Annotated in this window: 24 protein-coding genes; 8 read left to right on the top strand and 16 right to left on the bottom strand. The window is 64.6% G+C overall.

Annotated features, from left to right (window positions below; translation table 11 throughout):
• On the top strand, positions 1 to 288 hold the full coding sequence (locus LZ016_RS03675) for an acyl carrier protein (RefSeq protein WP_241445918.1): 288 nt from the start codon (positions 1 to 3) through the stop codon (positions 286 to 288).
• 3 nt (positions 289 to 291) lie between these two features.
• Here LZ016_RS03675 and trxB read toward each other — a convergent pair whose 3' ends face one another.
• From trxB to tpiA, 6 genes are all read right to left on the bottom strand, one after another.
• Positions 292 to 1,257 (bottom strand): thioredoxin-disulfide reductase, encoded by a 966-nt coding sequence (trxB, locus tag LZ016_RS03670; protein ID WP_241445917.1) that lies wholly within the window; start codon positions 1,255 to 1,257, stop codon positions 292 to 294.
• Positions 1,258 to 1,300: 43 nt separating this feature from the next.
• Positions 1,301 to 1,450, bottom strand: coding sequence for a lmo0937 family membrane protein (locus LZ016_RS03665; protein ID WP_241445916.1), 150 nt, complete (start codon positions 1,448 to 1,450; stop codon positions 1,301 to 1,303).
• Positions 1,451 to 1,791: 341 nt separating this feature from the next.
• The gene (gene pyrG, locus LZ016_RS03660; RefSeq protein WP_241445914.1) at positions 1,792 to 3,426 is read right to left on the bottom strand and encodes a CTP synthase; all 1,635 of its coding nucleotides are present in this window, start codon (positions 3,424 to 3,426) and stop codon (positions 1,792 to 1,794) included.
• Positions 3,427 to 3,496: 70 nt separating this feature from the next.
• On the bottom strand, positions 3,497 to 3,877 hold the full coding sequence (gene secG / locus LZ016_RS03655) for a preprotein translocase subunit SecG (protein WP_241445913.1): 381 nt from the start codon (positions 3,875 to 3,877) through the stop codon (positions 3,497 to 3,499).
• Between the two features lie 65 nt (positions 3,878 to 3,942).
• Entirely contained in the window at positions 3,943 to 4,452 is a 510-nt protein-coding gene (locus LZ016_RS03650) for a preprotein translocase subunit YajC (protein WP_241445912.1), read from the bottom strand.
• A gap of 82 nt (positions 4,453 to 4,534) precedes the next feature.
• Positions 4,535 to 5,296 (bottom strand): triose-phosphate isomerase, encoded by a 762-nt coding sequence (gene tpiA, locus LZ016_RS03645; RefSeq protein ID WP_241445911.1) that lies wholly within the window; start codon positions 5,294 to 5,296, stop codon positions 4,535 to 4,537.
• 126 nt (positions 5,297 to 5,422) lie between these two features.
• On the opposite strand from tpiA, the gene LZ016_RS03640 reads away from it, so the two are divergent.
• From LZ016_RS03640 to LZ016_RS03630, 3 genes are all read left to right on the top strand, one after another.
• Complete coding sequence (locus tag LZ016_RS03640) at positions 5,423 to 7,354, top strand: peptidylprolyl isomerase (protein ID WP_241445910.1); 1,932 nt, start codon at positions 5,423 to 5,425, stop codon at positions 7,352 to 7,354.
• A gap of 82 nt (positions 7,355 to 7,436) precedes the next feature.
• Complete coding sequence (gene lexA / locus LZ016_RS03635; protein WP_241445909.1) at positions 7,437 to 8,084, top strand: transcriptional repressor LexA; 648 nt, start codon at positions 7,437 to 7,439, stop codon at positions 8,082 to 8,084.
• Position 8,085: 1 nt separating this feature from the next.
• Complete coding sequence (locus LZ016_RS03630; protein WP_241445908.1) at positions 8,086 to 8,433, top strand: VOC family protein; 348 nt, start codon at positions 8,086 to 8,088, stop codon at positions 8,431 to 8,433.
• Position 8,434: 1 nt separating this feature from the next.
• Here LZ016_RS03630 and LZ016_RS03625 read toward each other — a convergent pair whose 3' ends face one another.
• Genes LZ016_RS03625 through LZ016_RS03615 form a run of 3 tightly spaced genes read right to left on the bottom strand, consistent with a single transcriptional unit; the run spans position 8,435 to position 11,455 of the window.
• Entirely contained in the window at positions 8,435 to 9,058 is a 624-nt protein-coding gene (locus LZ016_RS03625) for a hypothetical protein (protein ID WP_241445906.1), read from the bottom strand.
• A gap of 42 nt (positions 9,059 to 9,100) precedes the next feature.
• A complete protein-coding gene (locus LZ016_RS03620; protein ID WP_241445904.1) occupies positions 9,101 to 9,373 on the bottom strand; it encodes a DUF4242 domain-containing protein in 273 nt (90 codons plus the stop codon).
• Positions 9,374 to 9,412: 39 nt separating this feature from the next.
• Entirely contained in the window at positions 9,413 to 11,455 is a 2,043-nt protein-coding gene (locus LZ016_RS03615; RefSeq protein WP_241445902.1) for a ComEC/Rec2 family competence protein, read from the bottom strand.
• A 146-nt stretch (positions 11,456 to 11,601) separates the two neighbouring features.
• Between LZ016_RS03615 and gltX the strand changes: the two genes are divergently transcribed.
• The gene (gene gltX / locus LZ016_RS03610) at positions 11,602 to 13,008 is read left to right on the top strand and encodes a glutamate--tRNA ligase (protein ID WP_241445900.1); all 1,407 of its coding nucleotides are present in this window, start codon (positions 11,602 to 11,604) and stop codon (positions 13,006 to 13,008) included.
• Entirely contained in the window at positions 13,005 to 14,294 is a 1,290-nt protein-coding gene (locus tag LZ016_RS03605) for a citrate synthase (protein ID WP_241445898.1), read from the top strand. The genes gltX and LZ016_RS03605 overlap by 4 nt, the downstream gene beginning before the upstream one ends.
• Positions 14,295 to 14,300: 6 nt before the next feature.
• On the opposite strand, the gene LZ016_RS15630 is transcribed toward LZ016_RS03605, so the two are convergent.
• Genes LZ016_RS15630 through LZ016_RS03590 form a run of 3 tightly spaced genes read right to left on the bottom strand, consistent with a single transcriptional unit; the run spans position 14,301 to position 17,889 of the window.
• On the bottom strand, positions 14,301 to 15,632 hold the full coding sequence (locus LZ016_RS15630; protein ID WP_241445896.1) for a sensor histidine kinase: 1,332 nt from the start codon (positions 15,630 to 15,632) through the stop codon (positions 14,301 to 14,303).
• Between the two features lies 1 nt (position 15,633).
• Positions 15,634 to 16,668 (bottom strand): DUF2336 domain-containing protein, encoded by a 1,035-nt coding sequence (locus tag LZ016_RS03595; RefSeq protein ID WP_241445895.1) that lies wholly within the window; start codon positions 16,666 to 16,668, stop codon positions 15,634 to 15,636.
• A 24-nt stretch (positions 16,669 to 16,692) separates the two neighbouring features.
• Positions 16,693 to 17,889 (bottom strand): glycosyltransferase family protein, encoded by a 1,197-nt coding sequence (locus LZ016_RS03590; RefSeq protein ID WP_241445894.1) that lies wholly within the window; start codon positions 17,887 to 17,889, stop codon positions 16,693 to 16,695.
• Positions 17,890 to 17,992: 103 nt separating this feature from the next.
• Between LZ016_RS03590 and LZ016_RS03585 the strand changes: the two genes are divergently transcribed.
• A complete protein-coding gene (locus LZ016_RS03585; protein ID WP_241445892.1) occupies positions 17,993 to 20,293 on the top strand; it encodes a coiled-coil domain-containing protein in 2,301 nt (766 codons plus the stop codon).
• A gap of 9 nt (positions 20,294 to 20,302) precedes the next feature.
• On the opposite strand, the gene LZ016_RS03580 is transcribed toward LZ016_RS03585, so the two are convergent.
• From LZ016_RS03580 to LZ016_RS03570, 3 genes are read right to left on the bottom strand one after another with little or no spacing between them, the layout of a single operon-like run.
• The gene (locus LZ016_RS03580; protein ID WP_241445890.1) at positions 20,303 to 20,563 is read right to left on the bottom strand and encodes a DUF1467 family protein; all 261 of its coding nucleotides are present in this window, start codon (positions 20,561 to 20,563) and stop codon (positions 20,303 to 20,305) included.
• Complete coding sequence (locus tag LZ016_RS03575; RefSeq protein ID WP_241445888.1) at positions 20,560 to 22,200, bottom strand: ribonuclease J; 1,641 nt, start codon at positions 22,198 to 22,200, stop codon at positions 20,560 to 20,562. The genes LZ016_RS03580 and LZ016_RS03575 overlap by 4 nt, the downstream gene beginning before the upstream one ends.
• Entirely contained in the window at positions 22,201 to 22,980 is a 780-nt protein-coding gene (locus tag LZ016_RS03570) for a type III pantothenate kinase (protein WP_241445887.1), read from the bottom strand.
• Between the two features lie 54 nt (positions 22,981 to 23,034).
• On the opposite strand from LZ016_RS03570, the gene LZ016_RS03565 reads away from it, so the two are divergent.
• On the top strand, positions 23,035 to 23,415 hold the full coding sequence (locus LZ016_RS03565) for a DOPA 4,5-dioxygenase family protein (RefSeq protein ID WP_241445886.1): 381 nt from the start codon (positions 23,035 to 23,037) through the stop codon (positions 23,413 to 23,415).
• On the opposite strand, the gene LZ016_RS03560 is transcribed toward LZ016_RS03565, so the two are convergent.
• Positions 23,412 to 24,083, bottom strand: coding sequence for a biotin--[acetyl-CoA-carboxylase] ligase (locus LZ016_RS03560; protein WP_366512908.1), 672 nt, complete (start codon positions 24,081 to 24,083; stop codon positions 23,412 to 23,414). The two genes, LZ016_RS03565 and LZ016_RS03560, sit on opposite strands and share 4 nt — an antisense overlap.
• Positions 24,084 to 24,088 lie beyond the last annotated feature (5 nt).

Raw genomic sequence — 24,088 nt, 5'->3', positions numbered from 1 at the left:
GTGCTGAAGAAGGTTGAGAAAGCGCCCGACGAGGTCATCGCCGAGGTGACCCTGCGTGAGTTGCTCGCGCAGGTTCTCGGGCTTGCAGAGGGGCAGGTCAGCGGCTTCGCGGATTCGACTGCGCTGTTCGGCGCTCTTCCCGAATTCGATTCGATGGCTGTCGCGAATTTCCTGACCGCGCTCGAAGAGCGGCTCGGCGCCCTCATCGAAGACGATGACGTCGACGCCGAAGACTTCGCCAGCTTCGGTAGCCTGCTGGCCTTTGTAGAGCGGCTTCAAAGCCGCTGACGTCTATTCGGCGGCCAGCGCCTCGAATTCCTGCGCCGCCAGATACCTTTCAGCGTCGAGCGCGGCCATGCAGCCCGTTCCAGCGGCAGTCACCGCCTGGCGGTAAATCTTGTCCATGACGTCACCGCAGGCGAACACGCCCGGAATGCTGGTGCGCGTCGTCCCCGTCTCGACCCCGATGTAACCATCGCTGTCGAGCTTGAGCTGATCGGCGAACAACTCCGTAGCGGGCTTGTGGCCGATTGCGACGAAAGCGCCCTCGACCGGAATGCGGCTAACCTCCCCCGTGAGCCGGTTCTTGATGTCGAGACCGACGAGCGCTTCGGGTTCACCGCCGGCAACGAATTCGGCGACTTCCGAATCCCAGATGATCTTGATGTGTGGATTGGCAAACAGACGGTCCTGCAGGATCTTCTCGGCGCGAAGGCTGTCGCGGCGATGGATCAGCGTGACGTCATGGCTATGGTTCGTGAGGTAGAGCGCTTCCTCGACCGCCGTATTGCCGCCGCCGATGACCGCGACCCGCTTCCCGCGGTAGAAGAAGCCGTCGCAGGTCGCGCATGCGGACGCGCCCCTGCCCTTCATATGCTCTTCGGACGGCAAGTTGAGCCACTTCGCCTGAGCGCCAGTGGCGATGATCAACGTATCGGCGAAATATTGCGTGCCGCTGTCGCCGGTCAGGCGAATCGGACGGCTCCGCAGGTCGACCGCAGAAATGTGATCCCACACCATGCGCGTTCCGACATGCTCGGCCTGCGCCTGCATTTCCTCCATCAGCCACGGCCCTTGAATGACGTCACGGAAGCCGGGATAGTTCTCTACGTCGGTGGTGGTCGTGAGTTGACCACCGGGCTGGATGCCCTGGATCACGATGGGCGAAAGACCGGCCCGAGCGGCGTAAATGGCCGCCGTAAGGCCTGCCGGGCCCGACCCGAGAATCGCGACGCGGGTGGAAATGGTGTTCGTCATGCCGCCGATTTAGGGGCCGCTTCCCGCAGCCGCAACGGCTGAACTAGACCGCCCTGCGCCCGCGAACGAAGTGCAGCACCAGCATGATCACGCCGATCAGCAGGAGGATGTGGATCGCAGCGCCCACCGTCTTGAAGGCGACGAGGCCGACGAGCCACAGAACGATGAGGATAATGGCGATGGTTGCGAGCATGAGCGCGTCCTTTCGCGCGCCCAACCCTCGCGGGCTTCGACGTGTTCCGTGAAACCTAGCCGATCAGCCGAGCAAACTTACGGACACTGCATCCGAGAGACACGAGTGCCCCTCTTCATTTCGCAGTAGAAGCTGTTCTGCTGATTGGCGCACATCCGCCAGCTGATCCCATTCGTTTGCGGGACCCAGGCGCCGCACGTGCCGGGCAACGGAAGATTGATGGCGGCCGTTGTGACCGCAAGTGCAATCGTCAGATAACGCATGCCGGTTCTCCCCATCGAAGAACTGACTCGTTCTATCAGAATCCGCGTCGATCCGCCACGTTAGGGGCGGATGTTCCCCTAGACCAGCCGCGACTGCTTCAGCGCGGCACCGATGAAGCCGGCGAAGAGCGGATGCGGTTCGAACGGCCGGCTCTTCAGTTCCGGGTGGAACTGGACCCCGATGAACCATGGGTGGTCCGGACGCTCGACGATTTCCGGCAAGCGGCCGTCAGGCGACATCCCGGAGAACACGAGGCCGCCCTTCTCGAGTGCGTCCTTGTAGTGGATGTTGACCTCGTAGCGGTGGCGATGGCGCTCGCTGATCTCGTCCTGACCGTAGACGCCACGGACGACGCTATTGCCGTCGAGTTTCGCCGGATAGGCGCCGAGACGCATCGTTCCGCCAAGGTCGCCACCGGCGGCACGCTCCTGCAGGCCCTCCGCGCTCATCCACTCGGTGATGAGGCCGACAACCGGTTCCGAAGTCTCGCCGAACTCGGTCGTGGATGCTTCCTTGATCCCCGCCTGGTTCCGGGCGGCCTCGATGCACGCCATCTGCATGCCGAGGCAGATGCCGAAGAAGGGCACTTTGCGCTCGCGGGCGAACTGGACCGACGCGATCTTGCCTTCGCTTCCACGCTCGCCGAAGCCGCCGGGAACGAGGATGCCGTGCAGTGGCTCGAGCTCCTCGGCGAGCTTGGCGTCGGGATGTTGGAACATTTCCGCGTCCAGCCACTGGATGTTGACCTTGGTGCGGTTGGCGATGCCGCCGTGGATGAGCGCTTCGCGAAGGCTCTTGTAGGCGTCGGGAAGCCCGACGTACTTCCCGACCACGCCGATCGTGACTTCGCTGTCGTAATGGTCGATCGCGTCCATCACCTCGTTCCAGCGGCTCAAATCCGGCCGAGGCGCGTCTTCGATCCCGAAGGCATAGAGCACTTCATCGTCGAGACCGGCTTCATGATACTGAAGCGGCACGTCGTAGATATTGCGCGCGTCGAGCGCCGGGATGACCGCCGTCTTCCGGACGTTGCAGAACAGCGCAATCTTCTCGCGCTCGGATTCCGGCAGCGGTCGGTCGCAGCGGCACAGCAGCACTTCGGGCTGCACGCCGAGGCTGGCGATTTCGCGCACCGACTGCTGCGTCGGCTTGGTCTTGAGCTCGCCCGCGGCCGCGATCCAGGGAACCAGCGTCGTGTGAACGCTGACCGAATTGCCGCGTCCAAGGTCGTTCCGGAGCTGCCGGATCGATTCGATGAAGGGAAGGCTCTCGATGTCGCCGACCGTCCCGCCGATCTCACAGATGACGAAATCGCAACCGTCGATATCGCTGAGCGCGAATTCCTTGATGGCGTTCGTGACGTGCGGGATGACCTGCACGGTCGCACCGAGATAGTCGCCGCGGCGCTCCTTCGCGATGATGTCGCGGTAAATGCGGCCGGTGGTGATGTTGTCCGACTGGCGCGACGAAACGCCGGTGAAGCGCTCGTAGTGGCCGAGGTCGAGGTCGGTCTCCGCGCCATCGTCGGTCACGTAGACCTCGCCGTGCTGGTACGGGGACATCGTGCCCGGATCTACGTTGAGATACGGGTCGAACTTACGAATGCGGACCTTGTAGCCACGCGCCTGAAGGAGAGCCCCGAGAGAGGCTGAAAGGAGACCCTTACCAAGCGATGAGACCACGCCGCCGGTGACAAAAATGAACCGCGCCATGGGAGTCGGGGCTTAGGGGCGAACCGCGCGACCGCGCAACCCGCCCAACGAAAAAAAGTTGGCTTGAGCCTTACTGCGCCAGCGGAACGGCCGGTGCGTTCTGGTTCTGCGTCGGACCAGCGGGCGTGGTGGCCGGCTGGGTCGACGGAGCCGGAGCACCCTGCTGCGGCTGCTGCTGCGCGGGGGCGACCTGGTTGACCAGCGACGTGTCGACCTTTGCTGGCTCACGCGAGGCGCCCGCAATCGCCGCGAGCAGGATCGACAGGACGATGAAAAGTCCGCCGAGGACGGCCGTCGATCGCGTCAGGAAGTCGGCAGCGCCGCGCGCCGTCATGAAACCCGAGGAGCTGCCGCCGACACCGAGGCCGCCGCCTTCCGAGCGCTGCATCAGGATGACGCTGACGAGCGATGCGGCAACGAGCGTCTGAACGATCAGAAGAAACTTGAACATGACGGCCTTTCGGGAGGTGCGGCGGCCATCTAGCTGTCGATGGCCGCCGTTTCAATGCCGGGAGCTTACTTGCCTTCCGGCTTTGCTTCCGCGGCCGGAGCGTTCGCCTGTAGCTCCGCTGCGGTGAGGCCGACGACGACCTCGCCGTTGCCGGCTGCGATACCCGACCGCGGGACGCGGACGAGGGCACCCGAGGCGAGCTCGATCGTGACCGTGTCGGCATCGACCGCGTCGATCGTGCCGGCGGCCGCGCCGTCGCTGCCCTTCACCGCCGCGCCCGGTGCGATCGCCTTGGCCGCTTCGGCCTGGCTCTTTTCGACTTCCGCATTGAGCTGCGCCTGCGTCATTCCGAACAGGAGCTTGCCCTCGTTAGCAGTGAAGCTGGTCTTCGGAAGCGCAACCTCATGCTTGTCGGTCTTCACGACGACATTCCCGCCGTCCACGCGGACGACCGTGCCGACGGCTGCGCCGCTCGTGTCAACGACCTGCTGGCCGGCGGTCTGGGCGAAAGAAGGCGCGATCGGCGCCGCAACGGTCAACGACAGGACCGCAATCGAACGAAGAACGAGTTTCATGGTCTCCTTTCCCATAGCTTCGCTACTGGACTGTCAAAGCAAGGCTGATTGAAAGCTGAACAGGGCGACAAGGCCCGGAATCTCAACGGTGAATCGCTGCTGCGGCTTCCACGATCGGAAGGAACTTGTCCGCGGTCAAGCTGGCGCCGCCGACCAGGGCTCCATCGACATCCTCTACCGCGAAAATCTCCGCCGCGTTTGATGCATTCACCGACCCACCATACAGGATGCGCACTTCGCGGCCGGCATCGCCATAAGCGACCAGCAGGCGCTCCCGCAGGGCCGCATGCATCTCACCAAGGTCGGCCAGCGACGCGACCTTGCCCGTTCCGATCGCCCAGATGGGCTCGTAGGCGACGGCCAGACGGGTGGCGACCGAACCGACGGCTCCCTCGGGCAGAGACGCGTCGAGCTGCGCCTGAACCGTCATAACGGCTGTACCGGCTTCGCGGATGGCGAGGCTTTCGCCGACGCAAAGAATGACTGAGAGGTCGTCGGCGAGCGCGGCCTTGGCCTTCGACCGGACTTCCTCGTCGCTCTCATGCTGGCCTTCGCGGCGTTCCGAGTGACCGACGATCGTCAGTTTCGCACCCGCATCGCGCAGCATGGCGGAGGAGACGCAGCCCGTGTGCGCACCCTTCTCGGCGAAATGGACGTCCTGCGCTCCGATCGGAAAGCCGGGAACGGCGCGAGCCGCGCGTTCGATCAGGATCGAGGGCACGCACAGAGCAACATCGACGCCCGGATACGACTTCGCTCCCTCGGCGATGGCCTGGATCTGAGGAATATCCTCGGCCACGCCGTGCATCTTCCAGTTGCCCACCACGTACATCCGCCGCGTCATGCAATTCCTCGCGAAGTTGAAGTACGGGCTCGTAGCGGGGCGCACGCGCTGTTGGAAGCGGCGCTTGATGACCCGTTGAACCCCACCTAAAGCGGCCTTTCCCTATCGGCCTCACAAGAGACCTTCATGCTTGCTTCATTCCGCCGCCTGTCGAAATCGACGGTCGGCACGTCCATCATGGTGCTGATCCTTGTTCTGATCCTGGTCGGCTTCGCGCTCGGCGACATTCAGAGCATCATTCGAGGCGGCGGTTTCGGCAGCCCCGACACGCTTGCGAAGGTCGGGTCCGAGCGGATCACCGAGCGTGAGGTCAGCAGGGCGATGGAGCATCGTCTGTCGCAGGTGCGACAGCAGAACCCGGCCGCGGACTATTCCGCGATCATGAAGGACTATGATCCGCTTCTCAACGCGCTGATCGACGCCAAGGCGCTGGAATCCTTCGCGAACAAGAACGGTTTCTCGCTGTCGAAGCGGCTTGTCGACGCGCAGATCGCGACGCTACCCGGCACGAAAGGCCTGAACGGCCAGTTCAGCGAGCAAGCCTATGCGCAGTTCCTGGCGCAGCAGCGCATGACGGATGAGGAAGTGCGCACGATCATCCGCAACGGCCTTTTGCAGCAGCTGCTGATCGCGCCGGTTGCGGTAAACGCACGCGCTCCGGTCGGAATGGCCACGCCCTATGCCTCCATTCTCCTCGAGGGCCGCGAGGGTGAGGTCGCCTTCGTGCCGACCGCGGCGTTCCGCTCCGGGCTCAATGCCACGGACGCGGATCTACAGAAATATTACGCTGCGAACCGGCAGCGCTACGTGGTGCCCGAGCAGCGCGTACTGCGCATCGCCAAGATCGGCCCGGAGATGGTCGCCAACGTCCAGCCGACGGACGCGGAGATCGCCGAATATTACAAAGCGAACCAGGCTGCTTACGCCCCCAAGGAAACGCGGGTCATTAGTCAGGCCGTGGTCGCCGACCAGGCAGCGGCGCAGGCGATCGCCAACCGTGCGAAAAGCGGCCAGACGTTCGCAGCGGCCGCAGCTCCCGCGGGCCTTAGCGCGGCAGACATCTCGGTCGGGCCGCAAACTCGCCAGGAATTCACAGATTTGGCAGGCTCGAAGACGACCGCGGCCACCTTCAGCGCAGCTCAGGGGGCGATCGTCGGTCCGATCCAGGATCAGGGCACGTGGCACGTCGTGAAAGTCGACGAGATCCGCCGAGAGGGCGGCAAGACGATCGAGCAGGCTCGCGCCGAAATCTCGGCCAAGCTGATCGCGGACAAGCGCAAGGAGGCGCTCGAAGCCCTCGTCGACAAGGTCCAGGATGCGCTCGACGGCGGGTCAAGCTTCAGCGAAGCGGCCGCCGCTGCCAAGCTCAAGGTCATGGAGACCCCGCCGATCACATCCGACGGCAAGTCCCGGACCGATCCCGGCTTCCAGCTCCCCGCGGAGCTCGCTCCCGCGCTGAAGAGCGGGTTCGATCTGGCGGAATCGGACGAGCCAGTCGTCGAGACCCTGCCGAACGATGCGGGATACGCACTCGTGGCGCCTGCCCGGGTGATTGCCGCCGCTCCGGCTCCGCTGGCGCAGATCCGCGACCGCGTTGCCCAGGACTGGCTCGCCTCGCAGGCTTCGCAGCGGGCGAAGCAGCTGGCGGATTCGATCACGGCCAAGGCGGCCCGTGCTCCGCTCACCCAGGCGACGGCGGGCGTTCAGGTCCCCGTCCGCGTCGAGCCCGTGCGTGCGCGCAGGTTGCAGCTCGCCCAGTTCCAGGGCCGCGTTCCCCCGCCCCTCGCCGTCATGTTCAGCATGAAGCAGGGCACCACCCGCACAGTCGCAGGCGCTCAGGGCGAAGGCTTCTACGTCGTGAAGCTCAACAACATCATCCCGGGCAACGCCATGGCGCAGCCGGGACTGATCGGCTCCACCCAGAAGCAGATGTCTGAGACGCTCTCGCAGGAATACGGCATGCAGTTCCTGAACGCTGTTCGCAACGCGACCAAGGTCAAGCGCAACGACAAGGGCATTGCCGAAGCCAAGGCGCGAATGGCAGGCAGCGGAAGCTAAGTCGGTATCGCTACCGTCCGCTTGACGGGCTTCATTTTGTTGCCTACACGTTCCCTGTCTGTTCCAAGGGGGATGGCTGGCAATGCTCACCGCCAAGCAGCACGAGCTGCTCCTGTTCATCAATACGCGCCTCAACGAGTCCGGCGTCAGTCCGAGCTTCGACGAGATGCGCGAAGCGCTCGACCTCAAGTCGAAGTCTGGCGTCCACCGCCTGATTTCGGCACTTGAGGAGCGCGGATTCATCCGGCGGCTGCCCAACCGGGCCCGCGCACTTGAGATCCTGAAGGTACCGGAATCTGCGGCTCCTGCCGCCCATGCCCCGAGGCCGGTCATCCAGGCGGCTGCGAACGACACGATCGAAATCCCGATGCATGGCCGGATTGCCGCCGGCACGCCCATCGAGGCATTGCAGGGCACTGAAGGCTTTGCGGTTCCCGCCGCGTTGCTCGGGCCCGGCGAGCATTATGCGCTGGAGGTGTCGGGTGACTCGATGGTCGAAGAAGGCATTCTCGACGGCGACTTCGCTCTCATCCGCAAGGTCGACACAGCGCGCGATGGCGAGATCGTCGTCGCGCTCATCGACAATGAGGAAGCGACGCTCAAGACTTACCGTCGCGAGGGCCGCACGATCCGCCTCGATCCGGCGAATGCCCGATACGAGCCGCAGCGCTACGACGAAGGCCGTGTCAGCATCCAGGGTCGCCTGGCCGGCCTGATCCGCCGGTACTAACATGGCGGCCGCGCGCATCGATTACGTCGAGCTCCCAAGCGCGACGGCACATGAGCTCACCCGAGCTTTCTATTCGAAAGCTTTCGCTTGGGCGTTCACCGACTACGGTCCTGACTATTCCGCGACGACCACGGGCGACGTGGACGTCGGGCTCAACGGGCAGCCGGAAGAGGCGCTCTCCGCTCCTCTCCCGGTCATCCGCGTCGGCGATCTCGAAGCCGCCTTTGATGCAGTAACCAAGGCCGGCGGCACGATCGCAAAGCCGATCTTCGCCTTCCCCGGAGGACGGCGCTTCCACTTCATCGACCCGTCGGGAAGCGAGCTCGCAGTCTGGCAGTCCGCCCAATAGACTAAGGCTGAAGCAGCTCGGCAGGCCTGACGTCGATCGAGCGGTAGACGATCGTACTGTTCACTAGGATGAAGACCAGGATCGAGCCAACTAACTGAACACGCATGCTCTTCGACCAAGCCATCAGGCCGAAGATGGCGAGCAAGGGTATCGTCTGCCAGGGGAATTTCGTGGCCAGCTCGAAACCGCTGACCGACCGGCCCACGACTGCTTCGAATAGGTCCATCAATCGCACGAAAACACCGATGACCCACAAGGTCGTTAGCAGGTAGAGCAGCCTTCGGTTGGCCATGTAGTGCTGGGCGAGGTCCAGGCCCTCTTCCGGAATATCATCCGGAAGAACCGTCATGGCCGCGAGCGAAAGAAGAATTGCGGGGACGATCAGCGTCAGCAAGTCGAAGTAGGTGAACCTCTCCACACCGGTGAACCGCCAGAGCCCGAAGAACTCTTCGAGAATGGCCATGAAGACGGTCGCCGCCGCGATGAGGGCTGTAAAGCTCCACTTCACCCGGCCCCGGGCTCTCAGCAGCTTGTGAAAGCTCTGAACGAGATCGCTTACGGCAAGCGCAAGGATGATGCTGACGAACGCCGCCAGGTACGCGAACATGTCGATGCTCGTCGCCATCGGCTTGCCCCCTGTCCCGAGCGGCGCCCCCGCGCCTGACTTCTACTCCGCCGTGGTCGGATCGATCACGTTTCGGACCTGCGAAATCCTGTTGGCCGGGAACCCGCCTCGCTGCGCATGCTCGCGGATGATCTCCTCATTCGGCGCCCGATAGATGCAATAGATCTTGTCGTCGGTGACGTAGCTCTGCACCCACTGGATCTCAGGACCGAGTTCCTTGAGAACCGAACAACTCGTCTGCGATGCGCCCTTGAGCTCGCTCTGCCCCAGCGATCCTACGCCCGGCATGTCCCGCTCGATGACATATTCTGGCATACGCGTCCCCTTCACAAAGGCGACCGGCATAGCGGATTTTCACGGTTCCGTCAGTGCCCAGGGATGCTCGCCCAAGCGCTCGGAAACGCTCGTCGCCCGAGGTTCGGAACCCAGATAGAGCGCGACGCCTCCGGCTCGGGAAAGAGCCTGACGATCGAGCTTCAGCCAGCGCGGCTCGCATCCCAATGGCAAACGGCGGTCCGAGACGACGATGTCGGCGTCCGCGCAAGCCTTGGTAAGCGCCTCCCAATCGATGCGGGTGCTCGTACGAGTGGCGAGAAGGCGCCATTCCCGGCCTTCGCGCCGAATGACCGCGACGCAGCTGTCCTTCGAACAGGTGCCGAACGGGGCGCTCGCGAGCAGGCCGGGCACATCGTCGAATCCTGACGCCTCGCTCATCAAATCCTGTGTGAAATCGCCACTGCGCTCGCGAAGCATCATGGGCTGCCCGTCCGGCGCGACGATCGCCAGATAGCGCCCGTCGCCGGTGATGAGGACGTCGGAAGCCTGCGTGCTCCATGCAGCGACCGCGCCGACGAACACTGGCATGAGACCCAGCAGCCGCTGCCGGCTCGTCCACAGGCAGAGCCAGAGCCCGCCAAACACGATCAGCCCAAATGCCCATGTCGGCATTCCTGCCTGCGTCACCACCGCGCCGCGCGCGTCGGCAACGTTGTGGGCGACCCACAACAGCAGCCCGATGGCCTTGCCGGTGAGCCACCAGAGCGGCGCTCCGAGGCCGAACGCGTCCAGCAGCAGCGCGGCGGCCTCGAGGGGCATGATAGCGAAGGTTGTCAGCGGAATGGCGATCAGATTGGCCCCGACGCCGTACAGTCCCGCCTTGTGGAAGTGGTAAAGTGCGAAGGGCAGCAGCGCGACCTCGACGACCAGGCCGGTCAGGAAAGTGCCGAGCAGCATGCGTCCGAAGCCTGCGATCCTCCCATCGTCCTGCCGTGTGAGGTGGCGCTTGGCCCATTGCGAGGAGTGCAGGACGATGATCGCCGTCACGGCGGCGAAGGAGAATTGGAAGCTCGGTCCCGCCAGGGCTTCGGGCCGGATCAGGAGCACAACCAGCGCGCCCACCGCCACGAGCCTCAAGCTGAGCGCCTCCCGGCCTAACGCAATGCCGAGCAGCACCAGCAAAGCGGCGATGCAGCTTCGGACGGTGGGAACCTGGGCGCCTGTCAGCAACGTGTAGAAGATGCCGGCCACGGCCCCTGCCCCAGCCGACACGAGGACGAGGTTGAAGCGCAGCGCGAGCCGCTCGCTGAGCGATAGAAGCTTCAGCGTAAGCAGCATCGCCGCTCCGATCGCGGCGGCAATGTGCAGTCCGCTCACGGACAGTAGGTGCGCAAGCCCGCTCCTGCGCATCGCATCCGCATCCTCGTCCGAAACCGCGTTCTGGTCTCCGGTCACGAACGCCGTCGCGATGGTGCCGGCGGCCCCAGGGAGTCGCTCGCGGACGTGCCTGTCAAGCCGGTCGCGAACGGCATCAAGGCCGCTCGCCCCCGCGGACCGAAGCACTTCGATGGGCCCCAATGCCCGGCCCACGGCTCCAATCCCCCAGAACCAGGCATCGCGAGCGAAGTCGTGAGTTCCAGGAAGAGCCATCGGGGGTGGCGGCGCGAGCCGCGCGCGAAGGCGGATCCCTGCCCCCGGCACGATGCCCTCCGGCGCTCCGTCTGCCTTGATGGACACACGGACAGTTGGCGGAAGTGCTGAGTCGACGGGATGCAGCAAAAGCCGCAGGTCGCCTTTTGCCGCCATCGGCTCCACGCGCTCCACGGATGCTTGGAACTCCGTCACGACTGGCCGTTTGAGAACCGGCGCTCGCACCCACCCCGACCGCAGCCAGATCAGGGCGCAGCCTAGAGCAAGCGCCAGCCCCAGCCAGCCGACCGCGCGTTCGATCCGTCCCCCCTCGACGGCGAAGCCTCCAATCGCCGTTCCAGACGCGAGCAACAGCAGCGCCGACCACTGGACCGGCCCGCTCAACGCAAACCAGGCGGCAATGCCTGCGCCGAAGCCGGCGACCAGCCACAAGGGCAATTGGCCGCGCTCTCGCTCGAGGAAGCTTTCCACTTCCCCGCGAGTTGCGCTGATACGCGCCTTCCAATAGCCCCGAGCACGCTGTGGAAGAGGCGCACCCGCTATGTTAGGGGCGCTCGTCCGTTGCATTGCACAATCGAAAAAAGAAGAAAGCGCGCCCGAGCGCAAGCGGAGATAATTTGAACAGTTCGAGTAGCACCGTCGTCACGCGTTTCGCGCCCTCGCCCACGGGCTTCCTGCACATCGGCGGGGCGCGCACGGCCCTCTTCAACTGGCTGTTCGCGCGCCATCACGGCGGCAAATTCCTTCTGCGCATCGAGGACACCGACAAGGTGCGCTCCACGAAGGAGGCGATCGACGCCATTCTCGACGGGATGAGCTGGCTCGGTCTCGATTGGGACGGCCACGAATATTACCAGTCACAATTCTGGGCTCGCCACGCAGAAGTCGCTCACCAGCTGCTGGAGCGCGGGCACGCCTATCGCTGCTACATGACGCAGGAGGAGCTGGCGGCGCAGCGTGAGAAGGCTCAGGCCGAGCGACGTCCCTTCCGCATCGAGAGCCCGTGGCGCGACAGCACGGAAGACCAGGGCGACAAGCCTTTCGTCATTCGCCTTAAGGCACCTCGCGACGGCGAGACGGTGATCGAGGACCGCGTACAGGGCCGTGTTGCGGTGCAAAACGTCGAGCTCGACGATTTCGTCCTGCTCCGGTCGGACGGTTCGCCGACCTACATGCTTGCGGTGGTCGTTGACGACCACGACATGGGGGTCACTCACGTGATCCGCGGCGACGACCATCTCAACAATGCCTTCCGGCAACTCGCCATCGTTCGCGCGATGGGTTGGTCGGAGCCGGTTTATGCCCACGTCCCTCTGATCCACGGCTCGGACGGTGCGAAGCTTTCCAAGCGTCACGGCGCGCTAGGCGTCGACGCCTATCGCGACGAGCTCGGCTTCCTGCCGGAAGCGCTCTCAAATTATCTCTTGCGCCTCGGTTGGGGACACGGGGATGACGAAATCATCAGCCGCGACCAGGCGATCGAATGGTTCGACATCGACCATGTCGGCAAGGCGCCGTCGCGGATGGACCTCAAGAAGCTCGAGAATCTCAACGGCCACTATATCCGCGAAAGCGACGACACACGGCTCGCGGACCTGATTTCGCCGAAGCTGGGACTCTCCGAAGATCAGAAGCAGCCTCTCATCCGGGCCATGCCTGAGCTCAAAGCTCGTGCGCACGATCTCAATCAACTCGCTGACGGTGCTCGCTTTTTGTTCGTATCCCGGCCGCTCGAACTCGACGATGCGGCGACTGCTTTGGTCGTGCCAGAGTCGCGCCTGTTGCTGAGCTCCATCCATGCAACGCTCAACCGGGTTGCGGATTGGGACGTACCCTCGTTAGAGGCGGCAATCCGCGAGGTCGCGGAGGGTAGCGGACTGAAGCTCGGCAAGGTTGCCCAGCCCCTTCGTGCTGCCCTCACGGGGCGCACGACGTCTCCCGGAATTTTTGATGTGCTGGCGTTGCTCGGCCGGGACGAAAGCCTCGCGCGGATCGCCGATCAGATGTTGGAGCCGAATGAATGACCGATAAGACCGCTACCCTGGGAGTCGACGGCAACAATCACGTCTTCCCGATTCTGGAAGGATCGGTCGGTCCTGAGGTCGTCGACATCCGCAAGTTCTACGCCGAGACGGGGATGTTCACCTACGACCCCGGGTTCACGTCGACCGGAAGCTGCCGCAGCGCGATAACCTACATCGACGGCGAGAAGGGCATCCTCCTCCACCGCGGCTATCCGATCGACCAGCTCGCAGAGCAGTCGAGCTTCATGGAGGTCGCGTACCTCCTGCTTCACGGCGAGCTTCCGAAGAAGGATGAGCTCGACAAGTTCGTCTACACGATCAGCCGGCACACGATGGTGCACGAGCAACTGGCGACCTTCTATCGCGGCTTCCGCCGTGACGCGCACCCGATGGCCATTATGTGCGGCGTCGTTGGCGCTCTGTCCGCCTTCTACCACGACAGCACGGACATCACCGATCCCGAGCAGCGAATGATCGCGTCGCATCGCCTGATAGCGAAGATGCCGACCATCGCGGCGATGGCGTACAAATATTCGATCGGCCAGCCATTCCTCTACCCGGACAACTCCTTGTCCTACACGGGGAATTTCCTGCGCATGACGTTCGGCGTCCCTGCCGAGCCGTACCGGGTCAACCCCATCGTCGAGAATGCGATGCGTCGGATCTTCATCCTCCACGCCGACCATGAGCAGAATGCGTCTACCTCGACAGTCCGCCTCGCCGGTTCTTCCGGCGCGAACCCCTTCGCCTGCATCGCCTCGGGCATCGCCTGCCTGTGGGGGCCGGCGCACGGCGGCGCCAACGAAGCCGCGCTCAATATGCTGCGCGAGATCGGCCGTCCGGAGCGGATCCCGGAATATATCGCCCGCGCCAAGGACAAGGACGACCCGTTCCGGCTGATGGGCTTCGGCCACCGGGTCTACAAGAACTTCGATCCGCGCGCGAAGGTGATGAAGGAGACGGCCGAGGAGGTCCTGAAGGAGCTCGGCGTCAACGATCCAGTCTTCGACGTTGCCCGCGAACTCGAGCAGATCGCGCTCAATGACGAATATTTCATCGAGAAGAAGCTCTACCCGAACGTCGACTTTTACTCGGGCATCATCCTGTCGGCGATCGGCTTCCCGACCGACATGTTCACGGCCCTCTTCGCCCTTGCCCGCACCGTCGGCTGGGTAGCGCAGTGGAATGAGATGATTTCCGACCCCGAGCAGAAGATCGGCCGTCCGCGTCAGCTCTACGTAGGATCGCCGCAGCGCGAGTACGTTCCGGTCGGCCAGCGCGGCTAAGCCGCGTCAGGCTGCCGGCAGGATCAGCGTGAAGCGCGACCCTTCGCCGGGCGCGCTTTGCAGCTCGATGTCTCCGCCCATCGAATGAGCGAGGCGGCGGGCAATGGCGAGACCCAGGCCGGTGCCGCCCTCGCCGCCTTTGACGCGCTCGAAGCGCTCGAAGATGCGCTCCTGGTCGGCCGGATCGATTCCGGGCCCTTGGTCGATCACGTGAGCCTGGGCCTTTCCGTCTGAGCTTTCGAAGCTCAATGTCACGGTCGAGCCCGCGGGCGAATGCCGGACGGCATTGCCGATCAGGTTGACAAGGATCTGGATAATCCCGCGAGAATCGCCGCGAGCGCCGATCGGCGCACTCGGGTCGAGCGCGATCCTTACCCGGCGCGCATGGGCGGTGGTTTCTAACATACCGCCGGCTTCGGTGCCGAGGGCGACGAGATCGACGCGGTCCTGCTCGCCCTCGCCTTCCCCGTTCATCGAGCGAATCACCGACAGCAGGTGGCGCGCCGCGGCGGCGATGTCGCCCGCATAGTCGGCGTAGTCGCTGCGCAGCGGCCCTTCGGACTGCTGAACGATTCGGTCCGCGCTCTCGATGATGCGATCGAGCGGCGAGCGCAGGGCCTCGTCGATCAGCTGGTCAAGCTCGGACGAGTCCACGCTCGAGCCGGAGCGGCGATCGAAGTCCCCAACGACATCACCCTGAAAGCCGGCAAAGCGGCCATCGGGCGCGCTGACCGGCGTCCCGCGCAAGGTCAGCACCTCGTCCGCTCCATGACGAGGCCGCGCGCGCTGGCCATCGAAGTCGCTGCGGCTCGTCGCCGCCAACAGCAGCGGCAGCTCGCCATCTTCATTCTCTTCCAGCTTCAGCAGGCGTGTCAGTGGCTTGCCGATCGCTTCTTCAGGCGTCGTTCCAAGTTTCTCGGCCAGTCCCGGCGAGATCGAGACGATCGACAGATCCTCGTTCGTGGCCCACTCCTCCGGCGCTCCGCCAAGATCGATCTGCTGCTCGTGAGGCACCAAGGTCCCGAGCCGGGGTGCGGCCGGGGGGCGATAAACCAGTCGCTCCAATGTCAGGTCGACATCGTTGCCATCGGGAATCGCCCGAACGCCCATCTCCACGTCCTGGTCGGCTCCCGCCGCCAAGGCGTTCCGGTAGATCGGGACACCCAGCTTCCGGGCGAGGCGTGCGATCGAAAGAATCTGTGGAAGCGCGAGTTCCGATCCAACGTGCGATCCGGCTTCGGTTTGAAGCGTGACGAGCTCAGGATCGGCCGAGATCAGACGGTCTTCGCCATCGAGGCGGCCACGAACGGGTCCGCGTTCGGATGGTGCGGTCGCCACTCTAGGCTCCCAACGTCCTGAGCGCGGCGCGATACGCGGGGTCGAGCCTCAGCCATTCGCACATGGAGCGCGCCTGCGCCTCGTCGAGTGCATCGAAGCGGGCAATCTCGGTTCCGAGGTCGCCGATGCCGACCAGGTCGCCAAGAAGCGCCAGCAACCGCGCCGCGAACTCGCGCGATACACCTGCCAGCCGGAGCAGCAGGACCAGGCGCCCATCGTCACCGTCCGCCAGATAATCCCACCCAGCAGGGCCGCTGAGGCCTGCAAGCTCGCCGAGAGCGTAGGCGACGAAGGGCACATCCCCCTCCTCCGCCGCATTCTCGAGCAATTGCTCCTGAAGCCGTCCGGCATCCTTCAAAGCCGCCACGAGAGCAGCCGTAAGGCCGTCGATGGCCTTCGCCGCGTCGCGGCCGTCGCAAAGCTGGGCGGCAGCACGACCGAAGGGCACATGCCCTTCCTTGGAAGCGACGCCCCCCACTCGCTGCCGCAGCGCGGCTGCAACCGCGTAGGCCAGTGTCTTTGCCAGCGGCCCCGGCAAGTCCTCAAATTCAATTCGTGGCTGTCCGAGGCGATTACGGCGGCGCCCGCGCGCCAGGATCAGGGCCATGGCTGACGCCGAAACTCGCTCATTTTCATCGGCGATCAGCGCCTGCAGATAGGACCCGCGCGGCGCGGATCGGCCGCGCACCGCGTTCGCAATGCGCTCTTCGTCTGCACGGCGGAGAAGAAGCGCGATCAAATCGGCCTGGTCGATCAGGCCCGCGGCGGTGAGGTCCCGCAGCAATTGCTGGCTATCGTCGTCGTTTGCCGGAAGCAGCCCGCTGGGCAGAGCGGCACGAATTTCCTCTTCAATCGCCTCGAGCAGCTCGACGAGCATCGCCGTCATCAAGGCGCGTTCCTGCTCCGTCAGTCGATCGCGGGGATCGAGAAAGAAATCCTTCCGCACGGTGGGCAAGCGGCGGCGCCCCGCGGGCCGCGCAGGATAACCCCCATCATCCTCTGGCGGGGTCGCGATCGGCCATTCGTCTGGCGCCATTACCCGGCCATTATCGGATTGAGGTTAATGCGCCGTCAATTCTGGCCGAACGCGGTGCACAATATATTGCACGAAGAAGAACGAGATAGCGGCGTATACGAGCACGCCAACAACATAACCCGTCCACGCTCCGGCAATCGCGAACGGCAGGCCGGCGAGGATCGCGTTGCGGCGTGACAAAAGCCAGGCGGGCATCGGCAAGTCCGACCCTGTCTTTTCCAGGTCGTAAGCCTGGGCGAACGCTAAGCCGGTCGCCACAGCCAGCATCGCTCCCCACCCTGATCCGGCCTGTGCCTGCCACCAGCCAAGCGCGAGCAGCGCGAGGCCGGCTGCGGGCCACAATAGACGCCGTGAAAGAGATTTCTCTGCAAGTGGCCGGAGCCGAAGAATGCCGAGGCGGCGAGCAATCAGATCGAGCGGCGTGGAAAGGACGAGAGCGATCAGCCCCGTCCAAAGCCATCCCCGCGTGAACGCGAACGCACCTGCCAGCGTGAGGATCAGCGCTGCGTAGATCAGTAAGACCGGCCTGACGTTGGTCTCCATTAGCCGCTCGGTCGCGAAGTCCTCGACCAGCGGAAGCGCGAAACGGCTAGCGAGATCGGTACACGGACCGCGGGAAGCGGCGACCAACGAGCGCTCAAAAATCGCAAGCTCGCCTGCATTCCGGGCCAGCAGGGGTTCGCTGCCCGGCGCGACAGGCACCAGCCGCGCTCCGTCCTGAAGCGTGCGCCGCAGAAGCGTCGACGGCAGGTCCCAGTCGCCGAGCATGGCCGCGGTTGCCCCAAGCATTCGCGCTTCGATCAGTGCCACACCGCTCCAGCGGCTCGCGCCATCGATGCGCTCGTAATCCTGATGCGGCTCATCATCTGGAACCGTCACCACGAGGGATTCGGCGTCGGCTTCGAGCCCGATGAGGAGATCGAGTGGCGGCGCGACTCCATCACCGATCAGAAGCACCAGTTCTCCGGCCTCAAAGCGGGTCGCGGCTTCACTGCCGTCGCTGACCGGGATGACGTTCAAGCCCTCGCCGCGAAGCCGATCGAATGCTTGGTTGAGCGCGGCTGGGATGCGTTCGACAAGTACGATGATCGGTGACGCACCCGCGGCAGACACGGCACGCACCTGATATTCGAGCAAAGTCCGGCCAGCGAGCGGCAGGAGCGCCGCCAGTCCGCCCGAATCATCCTCCTGGTATGCGCCAATGAGAGCGCCGAGCGCCAAACACCCCTCCCAATATCCCGAACGCGACGGGTCCCCGGATTCGTCGTGTGACTACACTCTCTAACCGCTTTCGCAGCAGGACAAAGATGGTAAACTGCCACTCATGAGCCCGAACCCGCAACGCGCCAAGCATCCGACCACTCAGGAAGAAGGGTTCGCAGCCGCGAACGCGGAACCGGAGGTTGCGACGAGTTTCGACCCAATCGCGTGGCGCGAATCCGAGGCGGAGAAGGAATTCAGCGGCGCCGGCGGACGCGCAGTCCTTGGCAGTGCTCTCACTATCCTCGCCGCGCTCTGGCTCGGCTATTGCGCCTGGGCCGCGGGAAGATCGCTCGCCGGCCAGCCGCTGACCTCCCCGCAAATTGCCCAATGGCTGGCACTTGCTGCTGGCCCGCTGGCGCTGCTCGGGCTCATCTGGCTCATGTTCGGCCGCACGCGCCGCAAGGAAGCCGAGCGCTTTACGCGGTCGGTCGTCGCGATGCGGGCTGAGGCACGTTCGCTCGAAGGGCTTCTGGGTGTCTTGTCGCAGCGCATTCAGGACAGCCGTTCCGAGCTCAGCATGATCGCCCAGCACCTGATGCAGCTCGGCGACGAGACTACCGGCAAGCTTGGTGGCATCACCCGCGAGTTCGATTCGAGCACCGAAAAATTGGTGAAGCACGGCGTCGCGCTTGATCGCGCGGCGGAATCCGCCCGCAACGACATCGCCGTCCTCCTTGATGACCTTCCACGCGCCGAGGCGACGGCAAGGAGCATGTCGGAGCAGCTTCAGGTGGCCGGAAGCGCGGCATCGCGCCACGCCTCGGCATTCTCCGAGCAAGTCGAGGCGCTTTCGGCGCAGAGCCAGGCTGCCGAGCGCAACGTCGCAACTGCAGTCCAGAGCCTCTCCGACCAGCTCGCCCGCATCGACTCTGCCGGCGCAGCGGCGGCTGCAACGATCGGTGACGCCAACTCCCGCCTGTCGGCTACGGCAGACGATCTGATGCGCCGCGCCGCGGGTACGCTCGAGCAGATCCGCGCCGGTATCGATGCGCAGGCAGCCGCGGTAGCGTCGCTCGTCGAGCAGGCGTCCGCCGGCATTGGACGTGCTGGAGCCGAATCGGCAGAGGCTCTCGCCGCGAACGTGGGAAGCGCGAACAGCGCGCTCGATGGGCTGACGGCCCGAATCGCCGAGCAGGAGCGAGCCTCGCAGCGCATTGTTGCCGAGACGAGCCGAGCGCTCGCGGACCTCGATCAGCACTTCACCAACCTCGCCGAGCAGGGAGATCAGCGCTCGGCCGCCTTCCAGCAAGCCATCGGCCGGGCCCGTGGCGAGCTTCAGCAGCTCTCGCAGGAGACTGGAACACAGGGCGATGCAGTCGCAGCGCTGGCCGAACGCGCCGAGGCGCTGCAGACCTCTGTCGGCCGCCTGACGGGCGAAGTCCGCGAACAGCTTCAGACCGCCATCGGCGATGCCGAAGCGGGCGCGAACCGCCTCACGGAAGCAACGACGACGATTCGGCCCGAGCTGGAATGGATGCGCAATGCCGCCATCGAGGCCAGCGACCGCATCAGCTTGTCCGCGGCGGGCATTGCAGAGCAGCAGGACAAATTCGCCGCGCTGCTCGCCGCGCTGGATGAGGGCGTGAGCGGCGCCGGCGAACAGCTTCTGTCGCTCGCAACCGCAATTTCGGCGGCTCAGAACGAAGCGACGAAGCTCAGCAACGAGACCGGCCCTGCCCTCATCGATGCGATGGTGCAGGTGAAGGAAGCGGCATCGCACGCCGCCGAGCGCGCTCGCGAGGCGATCGCCAACGTCGTTCCGCAGAGCGCTGCGAGCCTCTCTTCGGCGACGCGCGAGGCGCTCGAAGGCGTGATCCGCGAAGAGGTCGAGCAGCGGCTGGTCGACGTTCAGACGACCGCGGCCAGGGCAGTGGAAGCAGCGCGAGCCGCTTCGGATCGCCTGACCGAGCAGATGCTTACCCTCGGCCGCACTGCTGCGGCGCTCGAGCAGCATATGGAGCAGGTCAGCACCGAGCAGCGCGAAAAGGACAGCGAGGCATTCGCCCGCCGCGTCGCGATGCTGATCGACTCGATGAACTCAGCCGCGATCGATGTCGGCAAGATCCTGTCCGACGAAGTCGACGACAAGGCTTGGGACTCCTATCTCAAGGGCAACCGCGGCGTGTTCACCCGGCGCGCCGTGCGCCTGATCGACGGATCCGAGACTCGGGCAATCCGCGCCCACTACGACACGGAGCCGGAGTTCCAGCAGTCCGTGAACCGCTACGTCCACGACTTCGAGTCGATGCTGCGGCGCGTGCTGGCGGAGCGCGACGGCGGCATGATCGCCGTGACCCTGATGTCGTCGGATATGGGCAAGCTCTACGCAGCGCTCGCGCAGGTGGTCGACAAGCGCCGCTAGGCGCCGAACCTAATTGTAGAAGTCGAGGTCCTCGGCTGTGATCCAGCCGTTGACGTAATTCACGTAGTAGGCGGCGGTCAGTATCGCGCCCAGGAGCGCGGCCTTCAGCAGATGCCGCTTGAGGTCGAACCGGTGCGGTGCGCTGTCCGCCTGTCCCGGGACCTTTTCGATCCCGGCTTCCTCATGCGTCTTCACTCCGAACGGCAGAAGCACGAAGGCGCTGGCGACGAAGAACAGGAAGTAGATCGCGGAGATCGACGTCCACTTCATTCCTTGGTCTTCACCAGCATGACATCGACCAGCGGCCGCTTGCCCGTCCAGGCAGTCGCGCAGCGCCTGACGGCGAGGCGCACCGCTTCGCGCATCTGGTCCTCGCTTGCCGAAGGGTTGAAGGCACTCTCGGCGGAGTTCGTGGCGTCGGCGATGAAATCGTCGCGGTCTTCCTCGACGGGGATGCCGAACGGGCGGACGACCGGCGAGCCCGCAAGTTTCCCGTCCGTACCGACCGGCACAGCGACGCTCACTAGACCTGTAAACATTAGCCGGCGGCGCTCGGTAACGGTTGACCCGTCGGCGGGAAGGATAACGTCACCATCTAAGACCATCCGCCCGACGCGAACTTCGTCGAGCTTCTTGGGTCCATTCGGAGCCAGACGAACGAGATCGCCATTATGCTGGATGATGGCGCGCGGAACGCCGTGCGCCAGCGCGAAGCGGGCATGTTCCGCCATGTGCCGCGGCTCGCCGTGGACCGGCACGATGATCTCCGGCCGGATCCAGTCGTACATCTGCGCCAGCTCCGGACGCCCCGGATGCCCGGAGACGTGAACATGGGCCTGCCGGTCGGTGACGATGATCACGCCCATGTCAGACAGCGCGTTCATGATGCGCCCGATGGCGGCTTCGTTGCCGGGGATGATCTTTGAAGAGAAGATCACCGTATCGCCTTCGGTGAGCTTGAGGTCGTGATTGCCCGTCGCAATGCGCCCGAGGGCGGCGCGATGCTCGCCCTGCCCGCCCGTCGCGATGATCAGAACCTCGCTCTTCGGCAGCCGCATGGCGGTGTCGAAATCGACCGTCTCGGGGAAGTCGAGCAGATAGCCCGTGGATTTGGCGACGCGCACGATGCGGTCGAGGGAGCGGCCCGCCATGCAGACGCGCCTGCCAGTTTCGTTCGCGACCCAGCCGATCGTCTGGAGGCGTGCGGCGTTCGAAGCAAAGGTCGTGACGAGCACTCGGCCACGCGCCTTGGCGACTTCGTTGCGAAGGCCTTCGTGGACCGCCGCTTCAGAGCCCGAAGCCGAGTCCTGGAAAACGTTCGTGGAATCGCACACCAAAGCGAGCACGCCCTCGTCGCCGATCGCCTTCAAAGTGTCGTGACTGGACGGCGTGCCGAGCACCGGCGTCTCGTCGATCTTCCAGTCTCCGGTGTGGAAGATGCGTCCGTACGGCGTTTCGATGAGCAGTCCGTTCCCTTCCGGGATCGAGTGCGCGAGCGCGACGTAGGTGATCTTGAACGGGCCGACCTGAAAGCTCGAATCGCGCGGGATGACGTTGAGCTTCACCTGTCCGGTCAGCCCCTCCTCCTCCAGCTTCTCGGCGATAAGGCCGGCGGTGAACGGCGTCGCATAAAGCGGTGCCCTCAAGTCCGCGGCGAGATACGGAATCGCGCCGATATGGTCTTCATGACCGTGCGTCAGGACGACGCCCGCGAGGCTGTCCCGTTGGCGCTCGATGAACTCGAGATCAGGCAGGATCAGGTCGATCCCCGGATAATCCGGATCAGCGAAGGTCAAGCCGAGGTCGACCATCAGCCACTGGCCCTGGCAGCCGTAGAGATTGACGTTCATGCCAATCTCGCCCGACCCGCCGAGCGCGCAAAACAGCAGTTCTTCGCCTGGAACCATCTACTTCGCCGCCACCTTCTCGTGCAGCAGGCCCAACCCCTGGATGGTGAGATCGGGTTCAACGGCGTCGAACAGGTCCGTGTGCTTGTCGAAGAGGGCGGCAAGCCCGCCCGTCGCGACGACTTTCACGGGACGACCGATCTCCCGTGTCAGGCGCTCGACGAGCCCTTCCATCATCGCGACGTAGCCCCAGTAGATGCCGATGAGCATCTGGCTTTCGGTCGTGCGTCCCACGACCGACTTGTCGTCCGGAACGTCGATGGCGATGCGGGGCAGCTTGGCCGCTGCGTTGACCAGCGCATCGATCGACAGGTTGATTCCGGGCGCGATGATCCCGCCCTTGTAGGCCCCCGAATAGTCGACGACGTCGAAGGTCGTCGCCGTACCGAAGTCGATGACGATCAGGTCACCGGGGAACTTGGCATGAGCGGCGATTGCGTTGAGGGCACGGTCGGCGCCCACGTTTTGGGGCTCGTCAACGTCCAGGGCAATGGGCCAGGCGGCCGTTCCCTCCCCCGCCACGAGCGGATCTACGTGGAAATATTTGGTCGCGAGCACTTCGAGGTTGTGTGTCGCCCGAGGAACGACCGTTCCGATGATCGCGGCCGTCACGTCCGCCTTCGAATATCCTTCGAGCTGCAGAAGCTGGTGCAGCCAGACGGCATATTCGTCCCCGGTCCGCCGAGGGTCCGTTGCGATACGCCAGCGCGTCTTGATCTCGCGTCCGTCCACGAGCGCGAAAACCACATTCGTATTGCCGGCGTCGATGGCGAGCAGCATGGTTGCGCCCTAGCCGTCCCTTCTATCGTTCACAACTTGGCGGTGGACCGACAAATGCAGATCGCCGAAAACGCGCCCTACCATGCCCACATCTACTTCACAGCCGAGGACCGTTCCGCCGCCGACGAGCTCAGGAGCCGGTTTGAGGCGGAGCCGTGGGTTCTCTTCGTGGGCAGGATGACCGAGGGAAAGGCAGGGCCGCATCCCATCCCTCAGTATGAAGTACATTTTCGTAAGGCCTCGCTCGACCGGGCGCAGGGGATGATCCGTGCCTCCGGCCTCCGGGCTCTGGTCCACCCGCTCACGAACGATGATCTGGCCGATCATACGGCCCTCGGCGAATGGATTGGTGAGCCGCTGGAACTTGACCTGACGACGCTCGACCCGCCGGGCGTGAACCAGGGAATTCCCAGGTTCGGAAAGACCGACTTTTAAAGTTCGACGTCGCCTGCGCGGATGATTTCGACGTCGGCTCCCCGGCGCAGGCGAAGGGCGCCATCCGGCTCAATCCCGTCGAACGCGCCAGTCACCACCTCGCGGGTGCCGCCGTGCACCGTAAGCTGCGTGCTGATCGGATGGGCACGGGCAAGCCAGGCCCGCGCAAAGGCTTCGGGCTGCGAGGCTCTCCACAGTGTCAGCATTCGCGCGAAGCTTCCGGCGAGCAAAGGCGCGAAGGCCTGCGGGAGCATCGCCTCGCTGAGTGCAGCAGTTTCGCGACCTGGAATTCCAGGCGCAAGGGCAAGGTTCACGCCGAATCCCACGACAACACGGTTGGCGCTACGCTCCATCAAGATACCCGCGGCTTTGGCGCCGCCCAGCAAGAGGTCGTTCGGCCATTTGAGCATCAGCGGCAGGCCGGGAAAGGCAACGTCCGCCGCCTCGATCAAGGCCAAGCCGGCGACTAGCGAGAGCGATTGGGGCTGCGGGTCGGACGGCGCAAGCTCAACCAGCGTGCTTCCGAAGAAATTGCCGGTTTCGCTGACCCACTGCCGTCCCTGCCGTCCGCGACCGGCCTCCTGCACCATGGCGACGAGCCAATAGCCTTCCTTGGCATAAGCGTCGGCCAGCAGGTCTGCATTGGTCGAGCCGGTCCGCTCGACGATCCGGA

The sequence above is a fragment of the Sphingomonas telluris genome (assembly GCF_022568775.1).
GTDB classification, from domain to species: Bacteria; Pseudomonadota; Alphaproteobacteria; order Sphingomonadales; family Sphingomonadaceae; genus Sphingomicrobium; species Sphingomicrobium telluris.
This window is presented reverse-complemented; position numbering and strand designations above follow the sequence as displayed.

Coding starts and splice junctions, on each gene's coding strand:
- trxB (WP_241445917.1), bottom strand. CDS start 1,257: ATGACGAACACCATTTCCACCCGCGTCGCGATTCTCGGGTCGGGCCCG.
- LZ016_RS03665 (WP_241445916.1), bottom strand. CDS start 1,450: ATGCTCGCAACCATCGCCATTATCCTCATCGTTCTGTGGCTCGTCGGC.
- pyrG (WP_241445914.1), bottom strand. CDS start 3,426: ATGGCGCGGTTCATTTTTGTCACCGGCGGCGTGGTCTCATCGCTTGGT.
- secG (WP_241445913.1), bottom strand. CDS start 3,877: ATGTTCAAGTTTCTTCTGATCGTTCAGACGCTCGTTGCCGCATCGCTC.
- LZ016_RS03650 (WP_241445912.1), bottom strand. CDS start 4,452: ATGAAACTCGTTCTTCGTTCGATTGCGGTCCTGTCGTTGACCGTTGCG.
- tpiA (WP_241445911.1), bottom strand. CDS start 5,296: ATGACGCGGCGGATGTACGTGGTGGGCAACTGGAAGATGCACGGCGTG.
- LZ016_RS03640 (WP_241445910.1), top strand. CDS start 5,423: ATGCTTGCTTCATTCCGCCGCCTGTCGAAATCGACGGTCGGCACGTCC.
- lexA (WP_241445909.1), top strand. CDS start 7,437: ATGCTCACCGCCAAGCAGCACGAGCTGCTCCTGTTCATCAATACGCGC.
- LZ016_RS03630 (WP_241445908.1), top strand. CDS start 8,086: ATGGCGGCCGCGCGCATCGATTACGTCGAGCTCCCAAGCGCGACGGCA.
- LZ016_RS03625 (WP_241445906.1), bottom strand. CDS start 9,058: ATGGCGACGAGCATCGACATGTTCGCGTACCTGGCGGCGTTCGTCAGC.
- LZ016_RS03620 (WP_241445904.1), bottom strand. CDS start 9,373: ATGCCAGAATATGTCATCGAGCGGGACATGCCGGGCGTAGGATCGCTG.
- LZ016_RS03605 (WP_241445898.1), top strand. CDS start 13,005: ATGACCGATAAGACCGCTACCCTGGGAGTCGACGGCAACAATCACGTC.
- LZ016_RS03595 (WP_241445895.1), bottom strand. CDS start 16,668: ATGGCGCCAGACGAATGGCCGATCGCGACCCCGCCAGAGGATGATGGG.
- LZ016_RS03585 (WP_241445892.1), top strand. CDS start 17,993: ATGAGCCCGAACCCGCAACGCGCCAAGCATCCGACCACTCAGGAAGAA.
- LZ016_RS03580 (WP_241445890.1), bottom strand. CDS start 20,563: ATGAAGTGGACGTCGATCTCCGCGATCTACTTCCTGTTCTTCGTCGCC.
- LZ016_RS03575 (WP_241445888.1), bottom strand. CDS start 22,200: ATGGTTCCAGGCGAAGAACTGCTGTTTTGCGCGCTCGGCGGGTCGGGC.
- LZ016_RS03570 (WP_241445887.1), bottom strand. CDS start 22,980: ATGCTGCTCGCCATCGACGCCGGCAATACGAATGTGGTTTTCGCGCTC.
- LZ016_RS03565 (WP_241445886.1), top strand. CDS start 23,035: ATGCAGATCGCCGAAAACGCGCCCTACCATGCCCACATCTACTTCACA.